This window comes from Pseudomonas sp. TSRC2-2, from assembly GCF_049897785.1.
Lineage (GTDB): Bacteria > Pseudomonadota > Gammaproteobacteria > Pseudomonadales > Pseudomonadaceae > Aquipseudomonas.
This window is the reverse complement of record NZ_JAFCWZ010000003.1, coordinates 461,244-476,310: the sequence shown is the minus strand read 5'-3', so window position 1 is coordinate 476,310 and position 15,067 is coordinate 461,244. Positions and strand designations below refer to the sequence as shown.

Annotated in this window: 12 protein-coding genes; 10 read left to right on the top strand and 2 right to left on the bottom strand. The window is 54.7% G+C overall.

What is annotated here, in order from left to right:
- Positions 1-2: 2 nt before the first annotated feature.
- Together ACP7D9_RS08170 and ACP7D9_RS08165 are read left to right on the top strand one after the other, a co-directional pair.
- The gene (locus tag ACP7D9_RS08170; protein WP_426156618.1) at positions 3-1,175 is read left to right on the top strand and encodes a DUF3800 domain-containing protein; all 1,173 of its coding nucleotides are present in this window, start codon (positions 3-5) and stop codon (positions 1,173-1,175) included.
- On the top strand, positions 1,168-1,704 hold the full coding sequence (locus ACP7D9_RS08165; RefSeq protein ID WP_426156616.1) for a hypothetical protein: 537 nt from the start codon (positions 1,168-1,170) through the stop codon (positions 1,702-1,704). Before ACP7D9_RS08170 ends, ACP7D9_RS08165 begins: the two co-directional genes overlap by 8 nt.
- A gap of 318 nt (positions 1,705-2,022) precedes the next feature.
- Here the strand turns inward: ACP7D9_RS08165 and ACP7D9_RS08160 are convergent, their stop codons facing one another.
- Positions 2,023-3,792 carry an ATP-dependent nuclease gene (locus ACP7D9_RS08160; RefSeq protein ID WP_426156614.1) on the bottom strand — a complete coding sequence of 590 codons (1,770 nt, stop codon included), beginning with the start codon at positions 3,790-3,792 and terminating at the stop codon, positions 2,023-2,025.
- A gap of 182 nt (positions 3,793-3,974) precedes the next feature.
- Positions 3,975-4,796 carry a hypothetical protein gene (locus tag ACP7D9_RS08155; protein WP_426156612.1) on the bottom strand — a complete coding sequence of 274 codons (822 nt, stop codon included), beginning with the start codon at positions 4,794-4,796 and terminating at the stop codon, positions 3,975-3,977.
- 772 nt (positions 4,797-5,568) lie between these two features.
- On the opposite strand from ACP7D9_RS08155, the gene ACP7D9_RS08150 reads away from it, so the two are divergent.
- The 8 genes from ACP7D9_RS08150 (at position 5,569) to pqqF (ending at position 15,043) form a co-directional block, all read left to right on the top strand.
- A complete protein-coding gene (locus ACP7D9_RS08150) occupies positions 5,569-5,823 on the top strand; it encodes a hypothetical protein (RefSeq protein WP_426156610.1) in 255 nt (84 codons plus the stop codon).
- A gap of 325 nt (positions 5,824-6,148) precedes the next feature.
- Positions 6,149-6,793, top strand: a complete 645-nt coding sequence (locus tag ACP7D9_RS08145) for a hypothetical protein (RefSeq protein ID WP_426156608.1) — start codon at positions 6,149-6,151, stop codon at positions 6,791-6,793.
- On the top strand, positions 6,777-7,904 hold the full coding sequence (locus ACP7D9_RS08140) for a hypothetical protein (protein WP_426156606.1): 1,128 nt from the start codon (positions 6,777-6,779) through the stop codon (positions 7,902-7,904). Before ACP7D9_RS08145 ends, ACP7D9_RS08140 begins: the two co-directional genes overlap by 17 nt.
- Positions 7,905-8,529: 625 nt before the next feature.
- On the top strand, positions 8,530-9,270 hold the full coding sequence (locus ACP7D9_RS08135; protein WP_313005090.1) for a hypothetical protein: 741 nt from the start codon (positions 8,530-8,532) through the stop codon (positions 9,268-9,270).
- 160 nt (positions 9,271-9,430) lie between these two features.
- Positions 9,431-9,892: an Lrp/AsnC family transcriptional regulator gene (locus ACP7D9_RS08130; protein WP_101160908.1), complete on the top strand. Its 462-nt coding sequence runs from the start codon at positions 9,431-9,433 to the stop codon at positions 9,890-9,892.
- A gap of 214 nt (positions 9,893-10,106) precedes the next feature.
- Complete coding sequence (locus tag ACP7D9_RS08125) at positions 10,107-11,789, top strand: flavin monoamine oxidase family protein (protein WP_101160911.1); 1,683 nt, start codon at positions 10,107-10,109, stop codon at positions 11,787-11,789.
- 12 nt (positions 11,790-11,801) lie between these two features.
- Positions 11,802-12,596 (top strand): carbon-nitrogen hydrolase family protein, encoded by a 795-nt coding sequence (locus ACP7D9_RS08120; RefSeq protein ID WP_426156603.1) that lies wholly within the window; start codon positions 11,802-11,804, stop codon positions 12,594-12,596.
- A gap of 38 nt (positions 12,597-12,634) precedes the next feature.
- Entirely contained in the window at positions 12,635-15,043 is a 2,409-nt protein-coding gene (gene pqqF, locus ACP7D9_RS08115) for a pyrroloquinoline quinone biosynthesis protein PqqF (protein WP_426156601.1), read from the top strand.
- Positions 15,044-15,067 lie beyond the last annotated feature (24 nt).

Here is a 15,067-nt window from a genome sequence, read left to right as displayed (position 1 = left end):
TCATGGACAGAACATATGCCTTCGTGGATGAGTCCGGGAATTCCGACCTAGATACGTCAAAGGGTGGAAGCTCGAGCTTCTTCATCGTCTGCTCCATTCTAGTGGCAGAGAAAGACCTGGAGGCTGCTTATGCCCAAGCTGAAGCACTCCGCGAGCGGCATTTTCAAACGGGCGAGATCAAATCCAGCAATCTTAAGCCCAAGGATTCAGATCGCCGTGCCCGGATCCTAAACGAGCTAGCCGATCTGCCATTCAGGCTCTATTTCACCGTCGTTGATAAGTCCCAAATTCGCAAAGACGGTGGCCTTCGTTTCAAGACCTCATTCATAAAATATGTGAATGGGTTGCTCTATGAACGTTTGTTCCGCGCATACCCAAACCTCCAGATGATCGTAGACGAGCATGGTGGCCAGGAATTTCAGGAGAGCCTCAAAAGCTACGTTTCAGAACGGTTCGTCGATGACCTATTTGGCGATAAAGATGCCTTCCAGACGATGGCCAGTAAGGACAACGTCTTGGTTCAGGTTGCAGATTTTTTTGCTGGCTCAGTCGCTCAGATCTACGAAGAGAAAGCATCGGAAGAAGCAGTTCTTGCCTACAAAAAGATTCTACGAAGCCTGACCCTTGGAATGCTTGAGTGGCCATCCAAGTACCAGTCTCTTCTGCCGCCGCCGGCGGATGAATCTGGGTATGCAGACTACCAGGTACACCAGGAGGCTCTCCGCCAAGCCGACCGTTTTAGCGAGCGGATTGGTGACCACCCCGATGAAGATGAGCGACTGCAGCTAAGCATCTTGAGGTTCTTGAGATTCCAGAGCGAATTCGTCACCAAGGATTACGTGCTGACTACGGAGATCATGGCCCATCTAAAAGATTGCGGACTGGGAGAGGTCAACGGCCAGAGAATCCGATCCAGTGGCATTGCCAAGCTTCGGGATGCGGACGTCATCATCACAAGCGCGGCCAAAGGCTACAAGATCCCTCAAACACGGGCAGACATTAACGAATTTCTTGAAAGAGCGTCAGGCATTGTTGTTCCTCTACTGGAACGGGTCAAAAAGGCTCGAGAGGTATATCGGCTGAGTAGTCGAGGAGAATATGACATCGTGACGGCAGCCAAGCTGGCTGAGCTTGCCAAGCTGCTCGCCGCGCTTGAGGCATTTGCAGATGACTGAACTCAGTTATGGCCAGGAACCTCACCAGGCTGCATTAATCCAGGATGAAATCCTAGAGATTTTGAAAGAGGCCAAGGTGCTCGCGCGTAGATTCTATCGCCTGACCGGCAAGCCGCTGGGCGTGACCGGCGAGGTCGCAGAGTACGAAGCTGCTGCTAGGCTCGGCCTGTCACTACATCCTGCAAGGCAGGCAGGTTACGACGCTACAGAGACGCTGGAAGATGGCGTCGCGAGAATCCAGATCAAGGGCCGCTGTATCCTGAATCCGCAAAAGATTACAGGGCGTATGGGTGCAATTGATCTACGGCAACCCTTCGATACTGTGCTCTTGGTGCTGCTTGATTCTGAGTTCAACTCATTTGCAATGTACGAAGCGAGTCGTGCCAAAGTAGAGGCAGCGCTGACCCTGCCAGGATCGAAAGCCAGAAATGAACGGGGAGCTCTGGCGATTAGGCAATTCATGTCCATAGCTACCTTGCGCTGGGCTTGCCATGAGGCCAGCGAATCAGAGAATCTACTTCCCTCCTAGAATCGAGCGCTAGTGGTACGTTGCTCTGAGATACATATTTAATGTCCCCAATATGGCACATTAACCATCATTTTTAGGCTTAATGGCCGTATTTGGGTACATTACGCTGAGCGGCGGATGCAGCCCACAATGACGATAGCTCTATTGCAATTGCAGCCAAATAATCGGCTGATAATTGCAGCAAGCCCCCGTGTGTACCAATCGAGAGGAAGCTGTCGCATTCCTTAGTGGCTGCGAGACCTGAGTGCCATTCGTGCCCACGTATCACGTCATCGAGCCAAACGACACCAGGCCTAAGCATTACTGCAAGGTGCGGGATTAGATAGCTCGCATCCAATCTAGGGTGCTTCGGAAAACTGGATACTCTTGATCAATTATCTCCGGTTGCCAGCTCCGGATATTGTCTTCTTGAGCGATTATGGCTGCCTCTCCCTTCTCATCAATTCTCAATGCATCCTCAATGCACCCCATTGGCCAGACCCAGGTTGCAAAACCTTTCATTGCTTCATGAGCATCATTAGCGAGAGCTTGGCCGTCAGCATTTCTCGCAAAGGCAGCCCAGCAGTCAGCTGCTGAACCGCTTCTGGAGTTCTGAGGCATGCCGTTGCCACCGATCTGGAAGCCCTCGGTTTGGCCGACGACTTGAAGCACAGATCTGACCTTGTCCATCTCTTCGCATTCCTTCGGCAGCCATGGCCCCCTGGCATGAGTGAATGCGAAATCTAAGTCAGCGATCACACCGCATTTGATACCCATTGCTGTCAGGACAGAAAAGCCTTTGGGAATCGAAGTACAACTGCCGAGAGCAACAAAGCAGATCCGTTCGAGCTCAGGCCTGACGCCGTAGAGCTTTTCATAGATTAGTGGTAGCAGCCTCTGATCAGTCTTGCCCTCGCAGAGAATTACCTTTTCAGCGAAATATATCTCAGCGATATTTCCGAGCTCAAAGAGGGTTCGGGATTGTGCTTGCGCCTCTGCCATAGCTTGCGCAACCGCCGCGCCCATCGGAATGCGAACCTCGGAACCATTCTCCCGAGATCTGCGCACAATCACCGTCTCAGGCGCGTTATCCCTGCTTACCATCAAGGGCGAATGGGTTGTGAACACTACTTGGTAGCCGGATTTCGAAAGCACATGTAGTGCTTCCCTAAGGCCTCTGACGCCTTGAGGGTGGAGGAAAATCTCAGGCTCATCGATCAGTAGGAGACGACGGGCAAGGTCTTGATCGCGTGTTTTACGGATATCGGCCAGAAGCCGGATCAAGGCCATCTGTATCGCACGCTGCGCACCGCTACCCAAGGTGTCGAAACGTCTGGTTTGACCGGATATCTCGTCTGTCACGTTTAGGTCACCGCTCTTGAAAAACTCCTTAACATCGATTGACGGTACGTCCAGGTTCAATAGCAAACCAGGGAAGAAGCTTGAGAGGGCATTAGTGGCGCTGGTATCGAACTCAGTCAGTAGAGGGGATCGGTTCTCACCGTCGGCTCTCAATATATTCCTGACCGCTGTGAGTGCATCCTGTACCTCTTGATGAGCAGTGAGGATGGGGGCCATGATCTCATCCAGCAGCCCACGAATTGTGCTCCCAGCTTTGCCTTTGCCCAAGTCTTCCTGGACATCGTCCATGGCGCGGATGTGCAGCGCTTCGGGTAACAATGCCGAAATGGCTTGAGGCAGGCCCGTGGGATAGGAGCGCCATGAAGTAGGGAGACCTTGCTCATCAAGACCAGCATTTTCCCAGACTTCCGTGGTCGGTTTAGTCGAGCCTGATGCGGAAATCCTTATCCAAAGGTCACCGTTGATGCAGTAGGGGGTAATCGCGGCTTGATGTTTGGCTTCAGGGATTTGTGCAATTAGCTCTTCTGTAATCCCTGACACGCAGGCGCTGATGATGATTGGCTGGCTTGGGTCATTAGCATCTGTTTTCGCAAATGCTTTTGGTGCTAACACCAATCTGATCGCGTCGAGGATGGTGGATTTCCCCGCGTTGTTCTGACCGACCAGTGGGGTGAAATCACCCAGAGGCAAAAACACTTGCTTGCACGAGCGGAAGTTCTTGATGTGTATTTTGCTCAAGGAGTGCATGGCCGGAATTCCCTATCTACGGTGGGCATGGAGCCTCAGCGTAGCTGGAAAGTGGCGATGCGCACTGTCCTCCACGAGCACCATGGTTCTTGTCGACATGCGCAGCTTGTTTTGTAGTGGCTGGATAAGGCAGAGGGCGTTTTGAATGGCCAGCGTTTGCGCCGGCCATCACCTGGTCTAACTCAGAATTCGTGCTCAATATCGTCGAAGAAGTTCGGGCCAAGCTCGTACTCCAGAGAACCGAATCGCGCTAGGAGGTCTGCTCTCACTTTACCCTCGGCTACGGGTTCAAAATTGATCCAGTAACTGTATACGAGGCCCTCATCCGATTCGTTGGCCGTGACCTCTGAATCGGCCAGAAGCTCTGCGTCTTCGAGAGAAATCTCCAGCTCATTCGCCAGGGCGTGGGCCATGGTTTTGCGGTTGCCGCGTTCAGCTTCTTCGACTTGGGCCCAGTGCTCCCATTCAGATCTACGGTCGCGATCAGCATCAGACTCACTGCTGGAGATGACCACGCCTTCGTCAGCAAGTAGCCATATACCATCACGGCGTAGCAATTCGACCGTGGCTTTGAGATAGAACGCTGCACCGTGATACATCCTCTCCTGATCTTGCTGCCCCTGGTAGGTCAGGGAAACTTCCAAAGTAAGCTTCCCGGTTGCGTCGCTGTAGTCAGCGGTTTCCACTTCAAGAGCATCAATAGTGAATCCACTCGCATTGGTATCCGCAAACGCGCCGGAGAGCTGATCCTCCAATTCTAGATCCAGGTTGGCGTAGACATCATCCTCATGGATCGCTTGGGAAAAGTCTTTGATCCCAAAAACGGCCAACATCAGACGCGGATCCTTGAGGTTCCGTTGGGCGACGACAGAAAACTCATGGTAATCAGCGAAGCCCGCTTTTTGCACAAGGGTTTCTTGAGCGACAGAAAGCTTCAGGCCCCGATCACGAGCAAGCTGTTTAGCTTGGGATTTAAAGATGTTTAGCGGGGAAAAATCAGACATGGCAATGGTTCCTAAATCTACGACGCTTAGGTGTCCGATTGCCTGTTCACCGGGCAGCGTCTGGTTAGGGACATGCCGATGTAAAACTGAAGGGTGTCACAGATGGGCTATTGCTTCGCGAAACAGGCGCCAGGCGACCATCACCGCCTGGCGTGATGATAGGTCAGAGGAAATAGCCCCGCAATACCCCGCTGAATGTTTTCAGTGGAGTTTTTTAGCGTCATCCACTGGCCGTGGAAAGAGTTTGGGAAAAGCACCTGACGGATAAAACCAAACCAGATCTAACGAAGAAATGACGCCACTGGATTGTCACTTTTAAACGCTGAGGGTGGCTGTTCCATAGGGAACAAGGACATGCGAAAGGAGTGTATTTCAAAATATTTCAAGGGCGAAACGTCGTACCCCGCGATTTAGAAGGGCTGGCCATACATACAGGGGAAAAATGGATCCAACCACTGATTTGCACGCAAGTTATCCACAGGGTTGTTGCCTTGCAATGTCATTTTGACCCCATTATCTTGTAGGTCATCTTTACAACAGCACTACATGTTGTGTTTTTGGCGAGAGGCTGAGGTTTCAGTGAACACAGCGGGTATGCGTGCAAAGTTTGGACGCCGAGCACACATACACGCCAATCCCTGAGCCAATGCGGACATTGGTGGGACGCGCATTAGAGAAAAACCGACTTTGGATGTCAACCATTCAGCTCGGCTTTCCGCTCAAGGGCTGCTCCTGCCTACTCGATTTTTTCTAGATACAGGAGCACCTAATCGTGCCGAAAAATCCTAAACAAACTTCGTCTCACGTGGCCAGCTTGGCCTCCAAAATCCTGCGTAGTGATAGCTCCTCGGCCATCCAGAAGGAATTGGCAGGGTCGGCCATGGCTCAAGCTTCGACCGGCAAGCAAACCGGTGCCGATATGGAGACTAAAGCCAGTCATATCCTCGACAGCAACAAGTACAACGCCACCACCAAGACCCTAGCGGCCTCGGTACTCGCCCAATCGAACAAAGAGCGGAGTGAGTAAAAATGGCTCAGTATTTCGTGAACCGTAATGCACAGACCAATGGTGACCACGAGGTGCATACCAGTACGTGCATCTATTTGCCGGCACTCCATAACCGCCTTGATCTTGGCTATCACACCACCTGTGTGACCGCTGTTCGCCAGGCTCGCAACACCTACCAGCAGTCGAACGGTTGCCGGACGTGTTCCTCAGTATGCCATACCCAGTAATTTTGAAGTTTCATCGGAAGCTCTGGGCGGCTTTGCTGCCGCCCATCTTCTGCAGGTTAATGGGCTTCCGGGACATTAAGTCTATTCAAAGTTGCGTCTGATGAAGGTTGCGCCTAATGATTCACGATCATGAATACAGCCTATTGGGCGGAGTAAATCGAGCTCTGATTGGCCGGTACTTGACACTACTGGCAAGCGCGATTTCCGGCATTGCGGTTTTTTTGCTGCTGTCAGCTGAAGATTTGGCTAAAAAGTATGACCTGCCTGTAAATCTTCCACCGACAGCCCTGTCACTAATTGGCGCAGGTATAGTTTTTGCCCTGCTGTACGCTCTATTCAATAAGACAGTTTGGAAATGGCGCTGGGCAGTTAAATATCTAAAAGTTCCTGATCTGTCGGGAGAGTGGCAGTGCACTGGAGCAACACTGGACACCGAAGGAAATCCGATTCGTTCTTGGCAAGCCGATGTATATATTTGTCAAACTTGGGACAAGATTAGAGTGCGATTGAAGACACATCAATCAGGCTCCAACAGTATCACTGCGGCGTTGGTTCACGATGAAGCTGACGGATACCGCCTTCTTTATAACTACCGGAATGATCCTAATCCCGGCGAACCTGAGCTTCGGGGACATGTTGGCAGCGCAAACCTTTTGTTTACTAAATCACTAGATTGCGCACAGGGTGACTATTTTAACGGTTACGGTCGGCCCACCTATGGGCGAATGGAGCTGAGGAGAAAAAATGAACACACCAATTAACGAACGAATCAATCGTCTGCGCTCCAGACGCTCGGGCCTTGATAGATCCTCTGTAATCGCGATGGATGCGAAGGACTTCATCGTGAACCGAAGCCTTACAAAAGAGGCGTGGGAACATAGGGTTAAAGACAAGCCGAATACAACATTTGCTTTAGGCGCTATGCAGGAGGTAGATCCTACCTACACCCGCATCAGCATCGAAACCGCAGAACGGGTTAGCAACCAGTTGTCTAAGAGGACAAGCGGCAATCTTGAATTCGAGCTACAGGGATCAGTACCACTGAATGTCCATATTCGAGGGGTAAGTGATGTTGATCTTTTAGCAATAGAAGCTGACTTTCATACCTATGATGCGCGTGGGTACATGAGTACATCGGGTCAGTACCGCTCACCGACCTCACGCACCTCAGTTGGGGTGTTAACCGCTCGCAGGGGCGAAATTGGTAGAGCTCTTCGTGATGCGTTTCCCGCTGCGACGATTGACACTTCTGGCTCTAAGGCCATCAAATTGCAAGGAGGGTCATTAGCACGTCCAGTAGACGTCGTGCCTTCCCACTGGCATGACACTATCACTTACCAAGCCTCTGGCCAGAAACATGACCGCGCTGTCACTATTCTAGATTCGCATAAAAGTACCACGATTGAAAACTGGCCTTTCCTGCACATCAAAAAGGTACGAGAACGATGTGAAACTACGGGTGGTGGACTCCGCAAATCAATAAGGTTATGTAAAAACATAAAGGCAGATCTCGAGGCGGAAGGAAAAACTGTAACGATCTCCAGCTTTGATATTGCCTCAATAATGTACCACGCCAACATGCATAGTCTCTCCGTTGGCGCCTACTATGAATTAGCGATATTAGCTGAGACCCAAAGATATTTGGATTACTTGTGGAACAACAAGGAAGAAGCGAGGCGACTGATAGTGCCAGATGGATCTCGCTTTATATTTAACACGGAAGACAAGTTTAACGGCTTAATGCATCTCTCCGTGGCCATGGACAGTCTCCTTCGGGAGGTCGCTAAAGAGCAAAGCTTCCTGCTGAGCTTATCCGAGAAGCCTATGCTCGATGCCAGCAGGGTAGCTGTGACCAACGCGATCATTTTGTAGATCGCGTGGAGCGTTTGGAGACCCGTGCAGAGATCCACCGAGCTGGATGCAGACTGCCATGCAGATGAGTTATCCGCTGGCTACCAGTCATTGGTTAAGGTCGGTTTTTTTGTGACCACTTGAATTCCGGTGCATGGTTGGCGACATCGGCGATGAAGTGCGGGGTTCCATTCCGCTGCATCTGAGAAATTTCAGGCAGCGGCTCACCTGACAATACTAGGATATTCCGAGCACGCTCCGGAGGGCGCCTGCTGGGCAAGATCGGATGCCTTGCGTTGTCGGAAGCAATAGATATCTAAAAACTGGGATGAGGTGACATTTATTCAAATGCCACACCGAGGTGATATTTGGAAAACGTTGCCACTGAATCTTCCGATTACCAAAATTGCCCATTCACTCTAGAGATTACAGGCCACAAGACCGGACGGACAGTATCTAAACAGGATATTTACGCACCACATAATGGTTCGAGTCCGTGTGGGCCCACCAAACAAACAAAGGCTTGTGCTTGATGGCATAGGCCTTTTTTGTTTTCGTGTTTTGTGGGCCATTCAGCCGTACCCATCACCAGGATGTGAGTGGCGCATGCGGGACATACCCGACATCAATTGCAATGGAGCAGGCAGTGAGCGTAATGGAAAAGGAACTTCCGGAAATACACATCGAAGACACCATCAAAGTTCTTGAGCACTTGAGTACCTGCAGGCCCCTGAAGGCATCTGCGAGACGCAGCAGGCTCGAAGTGAACGCAGAGAAGTTTGCCAATTGGTGTCTCGCTCTTGGCGGTGCCGGAATGGCCGTGGCTGCCTGCATGGCCTACTGGCATACACCGCAGACTCCGCTGCCGGAACAGGCCAAATATCTGGCTCTCCTTCTAGTGTTCGCCTCGACAATATTTACTCTGCTGTCGCTGCTTACACCTATCCTGGCATTGATCCACGCGCTCTTCCGATGGGAGACCATCACCTTGAGAAGCATGATCGCCGATGTCAAACACGAGAATGCGTTAGTAGATTCACTTCAACCTCATACGGAAGTGGCGCTTCTAGATGCAAAATATTGGCTCGAACTCAGAATCAATCGAGCAGAAGCCCGAGTTGCCCTGTTTTTTGGCGAAAAAGCTGCAGCGCTTGCTTTGCTGGGAACGGCCTACGTTTGCGCGGAAAAATTCGGCGGTTTGCCCTGGATCAGTCAGACCCTGTTGACCGGACCTGTGAGCGGAAACTGGGGAAATAGCGCCTTATTGATGATCATTGCTTTGGTACTTGGCCTATCCATAGGGGCGGTATTGCTCAAACATGTAAACCTCCGGTACCGCTTTCAGATCGAGCTTATCGATCGGGCATTACGCAGAATGGCCAGATAACCGACAATCCAATCGAATAAAGCAACGCAATTGCGCTGCTTTTTTGTTTCTCCTCTTCGCTCCCCAAGGTGGTAAACCATTCGATTTATCGCCCACAAGCGCCTGGCCGGTTGAGCCTGTAACATGCTCGCTCCAAGATCCGCGCCCTATGGAGCCCCCCTTGTCAGACACCCGCCCTGCTGCGCTCGACGAAATCGACCGCCAGCTGATCGCCGCGCTGCAAATCAACGCCCGCGAAAGCGTGGCCATGCTCGCCCGTCAGCTAGGCATTGCTCGCACGACGGTGACGTCGCGTCTGGCCCGGCTGGAAAAGGCCAAAGTGATCACCGGTTACGGCGTGCGCCTCGGTCAGCGTGTCGTCGATGGAGGGCTGCAAGCCTACGTCGGGATCAAGGTGCAGCCGCGCTCCGGCAAGGACGTGCTGCGGCGCTTGAGTGCGATGGCGCAGGTGCAGCAGCTGTGTGCGGTGAGTGGCGAATTTGATTATGTGGCGTGGTTGCGCACCGATTCGCCGGAGCAGCTTGATCAGTTGCTGGATCAGATTGGCAGCGTCGATGGCGTGGAGAAGACCACGACGTCGATCATTCTGAGCAGCAAGATTGATCGGGGGCAACCGGTCTGAGCATTGGCCGGGCATTCCAGTTGAGCCGCTTCGCGAGCAGGCTCGCTCTCACTTTTTGGTCGGTATGCAGCCTGCAATCGTCAGTCTGCACAACAATCAGGCAAAACGACGACACATTGCGTCTTATTAACGCGCTCCGCGCTCCCTAGAATGGCTGGCATCTTTTTCTATACTCAGACGCGAATCCTGCGTCGAGTCGCCAACAAGGTCAGCCATGAACAACAACAATCGCCATCCTGCAGACGGGAAAAAACCAGTCACCATTTTCGGTCCGGACTTTCCGTTCGCGTTTGACGACTGGATCGAGCATCCCGCGGGTCTGGGCAGCATTCCCGAGCAGCACCATGGCGCTGAGGTGGCGATTGTCGGCGCGGGCATAGCCGGTCTGGTGGCTGCCTACGAATTGATGAAGCTCGGTTTGAAACCGGTGGTGTACGAGGCGTCGAAACTCGGCGGACGTCTGCGCTCGCAAGCCTTCAACGGCACCGATGCCATCGTCGCGGAGCTCGGTGGCATGCGCTTTCCGGTGTCCTCCACGGCGTTCTACCACTACGTTGACAAGCTTGGCCTCGAAACCAGACCTTTCCCCAACCCGTTGACCGGCGCTTCTGGCAGCACCGTGATCGACCTGGAAGGCGAAACCTATTACGCCGAAAGCCTGAAGGATCTTCCTGCATTGTTTCAGGAAGTCGCTGACGCGTGGGCGGATGCGCTGGAGGCCGGCTCGCAGTTTTCCGAAATCCAGCAAGCCATTCGCGAGCGGGATGTGCCGCGTCTGAAAGAATTGTGGAACAAGCTTGTGCCGCTATGGGACGACCGGACTTTTTATGACTTCGTCGCCACGTCGAAAGCCTTCGCCAAGTTGTCGTTCCAACACCGTGAAATATTCGGTCAGGTCGGTTTCGGCACCGGCGGCTGGGATTCGGACTTTCCCAATTCGATGCTGGAAATCTTCCGCGTCGTAATGACCAATTGCGACGATCACCAGCACCTGGTGGTCGGTGGCGTCGAGCAGGTGCCGCAGGGCATCTGGCGCCATGTGCCGGAACGCTGCGTGCACTGGCCGGCGGGTACCAGCCTGAAATCCCTGCACCGTGGCGCGCCGCGCTCGGGCGTGAAGAAAATTGCCCACGCGCCACAGGGTCGTTTCGCCGTCACCGACAACAATGGTGACACCCGTGAATACGCCGCTGTGCTCACCACTTGCCAGAGCTGGCTGTTGACCACACAAATCGAATGCGACGAAACCCTGTTCTCGCAGAAAATGTGGATGGCCCTCGACCGCACCCGCTACATGCAGTCGTCGAAAACCTTCGTGATGGTCGACCGGCCGTTCTGGAAAGACAAGGATCCGGAAACCGGCCGCGACGTGATGAGCATGACCCTCACCGATCGCCTGACCCGTGGCACCTATCTGTTCGACAACGGTGACGACAAACCCGGTGTCATCTGCCTGTCCTACTCGTGGATGAGCGACGCGTTGAAAATGCTCCCTCATCCAGTGGAGAAACGCGTTGAACTGGCATTGAACGCGCTGAAAAAGATTTATCCGAAAGTCGACATCGCCGCACGGATCATCGGCGATCCGATCACCGTGTCGTGGGAAGCCGATCCGTATTTCCTCGGTGCCTTCAAAGGTGCCCTGCCCGGCCATTACCGCTATAACCAGCGCATGTATGCGCACTTCATGCAGGACGAGATGCCGGCCGAGCAACGCGGTATTTTCATCGCTGGAGATGACGTGTCGTGGACACCGGCGTGGGTCGAAGGCGCGGTGCAGACTTCGCTTAACGCGGTGTGGGGCATCATGAAGCATTTCGGCGGTTCGACACATAAAGCGAACCCCGGCCCGGGTGATGTGTTCAAAGACATCGGCCCTATCGCCCTGCCCGAGTAAGAGGATTCCCCGATGCGTGTAGCCGTTTACCAATGTCCACCGCTGCCACTGGACCCCGCCGCCAACTTGCATCGCCTGCATCAGGTGGCGATGGAGGCCAAAGGCGCTGATCTGCTGGTGCTGCCGGAGATGTTCATGACCGGTTACAACATCGGCGCCGAAGCGGTCGGCACGCTGGCCGAGGTCTACAACGGCGAATGGGCGCAGCAGATCGGTCGCATCGCCAAGGCTGCTGGTCTGGCGATCGTTTACGGTTACCCGGAGCGCACCGCCGATGGGCAGATCTACAACGCCGTGCAACTGGTCGATGGCCACGGCGAGCGTCTGTGCAATTACCGCAAGTCGCATCTGTTCGGCGACCTTGACCGGTCGATGTTCAGCCCGGGCGAAGCGGAGTTGCCGTTGGTTGAACTGAACGGCTGGAAGCTCGGTTTCCTGATCTGTTATGACCTGGAGTTTCCGGAAAACGCGCGTCGTCTGGCCTTGGCCGGCGCCGAGCTGATTGTGGTGCCGACGGCAAACATGATTCCGTTCGACTTCGTCGCCGACGTCACCGTGCGCGCCCGCGCCTTCGAAAACCAGTGCTACGTGGCTTACGCCAATTACTGCGGACATGAAGGCGACATTCAATATTGCGGGCAAAGCAGCATCGCCGCGCCGGACGGCAGCCGTAGCGCCCTGGCAGGTCTGGACGAAACGTTGATCGTCGGTGAGCTGGACCGACAACTGATGAACGATTCACGCCAGGCCAACCGCTATCTCGGCGATCGCCGGCCAGAGCTTTACGGCGCGCTCAACCGTCGCTAATCCGCTAGCATGGGCACTTCACTGTTCTGGAAGTGCCCATGCCTGCGCCGACTCATCCTCGCCCTCACACAGAAACTCTGGCCAACGGCTTGCGCGTGACCCTGCGCCATGTGCCCGCCCTCAAGCGCAGCGCCGCCGCGTTGCGCGTGGCGGCCGGCAGCCATGACGTGCCGTTGGCATGGCCGGGGCTGGCGCATTTTCTTGAGCACTTGCTGTTTCTCGGCACCGAGCGTTTTCCCACAGATGAAGGGCTGATGGCCTACGTGCAACGTCACGGCGGACAGGTCAACGCCAGCACCCGCGAGCGCACCACGGATTTTTTCTTCGAGCTGCCTGTGTCGTCTTTCAGCGCGGGGCTGGAGCGTCTGTCAGACATGCTTGCCCGGCCGCGTATGAATCTGGACGATCAACTGCGTGAACGGGAAGTATTGCAGGCGGAATTTGTCGCCTGGTCGCAGGATCCGACAGCGCAGCAGCAGTTTGCCTTGTATGACGGTTTACCCGCGCAGCACCCGCTGCGTGGATTTCATGCGGGCAATCGGGACAGCTTGCAGGTGGAGTCGCCGGGGTTTCAGTCGGCGCTGAAAGATTTCCATCAGCGCTTTTATCGAACCGGGCAAATGACCCTCAGTCTGGTCGGGCCGCAAAGTATCGATGAGCTTCGGGAGTTGGCGCAGCAATTGACTGCGGTGTTGCCGGTTGGGGATAAAGTTGCCCAAGTCGCCCCGCCACCGCTGACGGTGAAAAGTTATCAACAGGTCGGCGCTCACGCGAACCTGTTAATCGCTTTCGATGGCCTACCCGAGTCATCCGCAGAGGCGATGGCCTTTTTGTGCCATTGGTTGAACAGCGCAAAACCCGGTGGTTTGCTCGCACACCTGCAACAACAAAAATTGGCAGAAAGCCTGAAGGCCGCACCGATCTATCAGTTCGCCGGGCAAGCACTGCTGCATCTTCAACTCCATGCCGACGGCGAGCAATTGAACGCCATTGGCGAATACCTGCTGGACTGGCTGAGTTTCTTCACCCGACAGGACTGGACGCCTTTGCGCGAGGAATACGCCGCCCTGCTTCAGCGCCAGCAGCAAGTCAGCGGGGCATTGCAACTGGCGCGCCTCGACATCGAGCAGCAAGCATTCGGCCTGACCGAATCGGGCGCCGCCGCACTAGAGCACATCCTGAGCGAAATCGGTGTTGTGGATAACTTCAGCGATCATTGGCGCCCGCCCGCCGCCAACCCGTTCCTGCACACCAGTGAACCGTTGACCAACGCCGGGCTGATTCGCGGCCAGACCAGCGCCCACCGCGGCCTGCGCACGTTCGCCCAGGATCGCTCACGCAGCCGTCGCGAACGCTCGCCGATGCAGTTCAGCCAAGCGCTGCCGGACCACAGCGATGAAGGGGCGATTTATTTGCGCTGGCAGGTCGAGGCGGCGGCCGGCGCAGATCTGCGCTCGAGATTGCAGCGTAGTCTGCGCCAGACCCGGCAGGATGCGGCTGAAGCCGGAGTGGATCTGTCTTTCAGCGCCCCAGGTAACCAATGGCTGCTGAAAATGACCGGACTACAGGAACCGATGCCGAGCGTCCTCGAACATGCGCTGCAATGTCTGACAGCCATCGACGCCGATTCGCCGCGCGACGAGGCGCAAACACCCTCGATGCCGATCCGCCAACTGCTCGAAGCTCTACCGGAAAAGTCCCTGCCCACGATTGAATCCAGCGATGACATCAAGCAGCTGTGGACCACTGCCCGCTGGGACGGCCTGGCTCTTGGCCTGAACCAGCAAACCCAATCAGCCATGGGCCTGGCGCTCAGCCGCATTCCCGGCACACCGGACAATCAACTGCCGATTGCCCCGCACGGCAACGGCGGATACCGCTGGAGCAAGATCGACACCGCTTCCAGTGAACATGCCTTGCTGCTCATCTGCCCGACCAACCACGATATCGCTGATGAAGCCGCTTGGCGCCTGCTCGCACGGTTGTGCCAGACACCTTTCTACCAGCGCCTGCGCGTCGAGCTGCAATTGGGTTACGCCGTGTTCAGCGCGCTACGTCAGTTGCATGGGACGACTGCAATGGTCTTCGGCGTGCAATCGCCGACGGCCTCGGCGGTCAAGTTGCTCGAACACATGCAAGCGTTCTTCAAGGACATTCCAGCGCTGATCGAAAAGCTCGACGACGCTAGCCTGAAGCAACAGCGCCAAAACCTCGCCGATCAGTTCGACGACGCCACGCTGTCGGCCAGGGATGCGGCCGAATTCCTGTGGCAGGTCAAACTCGGCGGCCACTCGTCGGATTACCGTGAGCAACTTGTCACAGCCATCCGGCAGGTTGATCGCCAGGCTTTACTGGCCGCTGCGCAACGGCTGATCAATGCGGACGGCGGCCACCACTGCCTGGCCAATGAATCGGTACCGGGCGCGCCGTGGCAAGCGGCAAACTGATCATTACCGGGGCTGCAAGGAGCT

What these genes read in the sequence shown, in the direction of transcription:
- ACP7D9_RS08165 (WP_426156616.1), top strand. Translation starts at nt 1,168, where the DNA reads ATGACTGAACTCAGTTATGGCCAGGAACCTCACCAGGCTGCATTAATC.
- ACP7D9_RS08160 (WP_426156614.1), bottom strand. Translation starts at nt 3,792, where the DNA reads ATGCACTCCTTGAGCAAAATACACATCAAGAACTTCCGCTCGTGCAAG.
- ACP7D9_RS08125 (WP_101160911.1), top strand. Translation starts at nt 10,107, where the DNA reads ATGAACAACAACAATCGCCATCCTGCAGACGGGAAAAAACCAGTCACC.
- ACP7D9_RS08170 (WP_426156618.1), top strand. Translation starts at nt 3, where the DNA reads ATGGACAGAACATATGCCTTCGTGGATGAGTCCGGGAATTCCGACCTA.
- ACP7D9_RS08120 (WP_426156603.1), top strand. Translation starts at nt 11,802, where the DNA reads ATGCGTGTAGCCGTTTACCAATGTCCACCGCTGCCACTGGACCCCGCC.
- pqqF (WP_426156601.1), top strand. Translation starts at nt 12,635, where the DNA reads ATGCCTGCGCCGACTCATCCTCGCCCTCACACAGAAACTCTGGCCAAC.
- ACP7D9_RS08145 (WP_426156608.1), top strand. Translation starts at nt 6,149, where the DNA reads ATGATTCACGATCATGAATACAGCCTATTGGGCGGAGTAAATCGAGCT.
- ACP7D9_RS08155 (WP_426156612.1), bottom strand. Translation starts at nt 4,796, where the DNA reads ATGTCTGATTTTTCCCCGCTAAACATCTTTAAATCCCAAGCTAAACAG.
- ACP7D9_RS08140 (WP_426156606.1), top strand. Translation starts at nt 6,777, where the DNA reads ATGAACACACCAATTAACGAACGAATCAATCGTCTGCGCTCCAGACGC.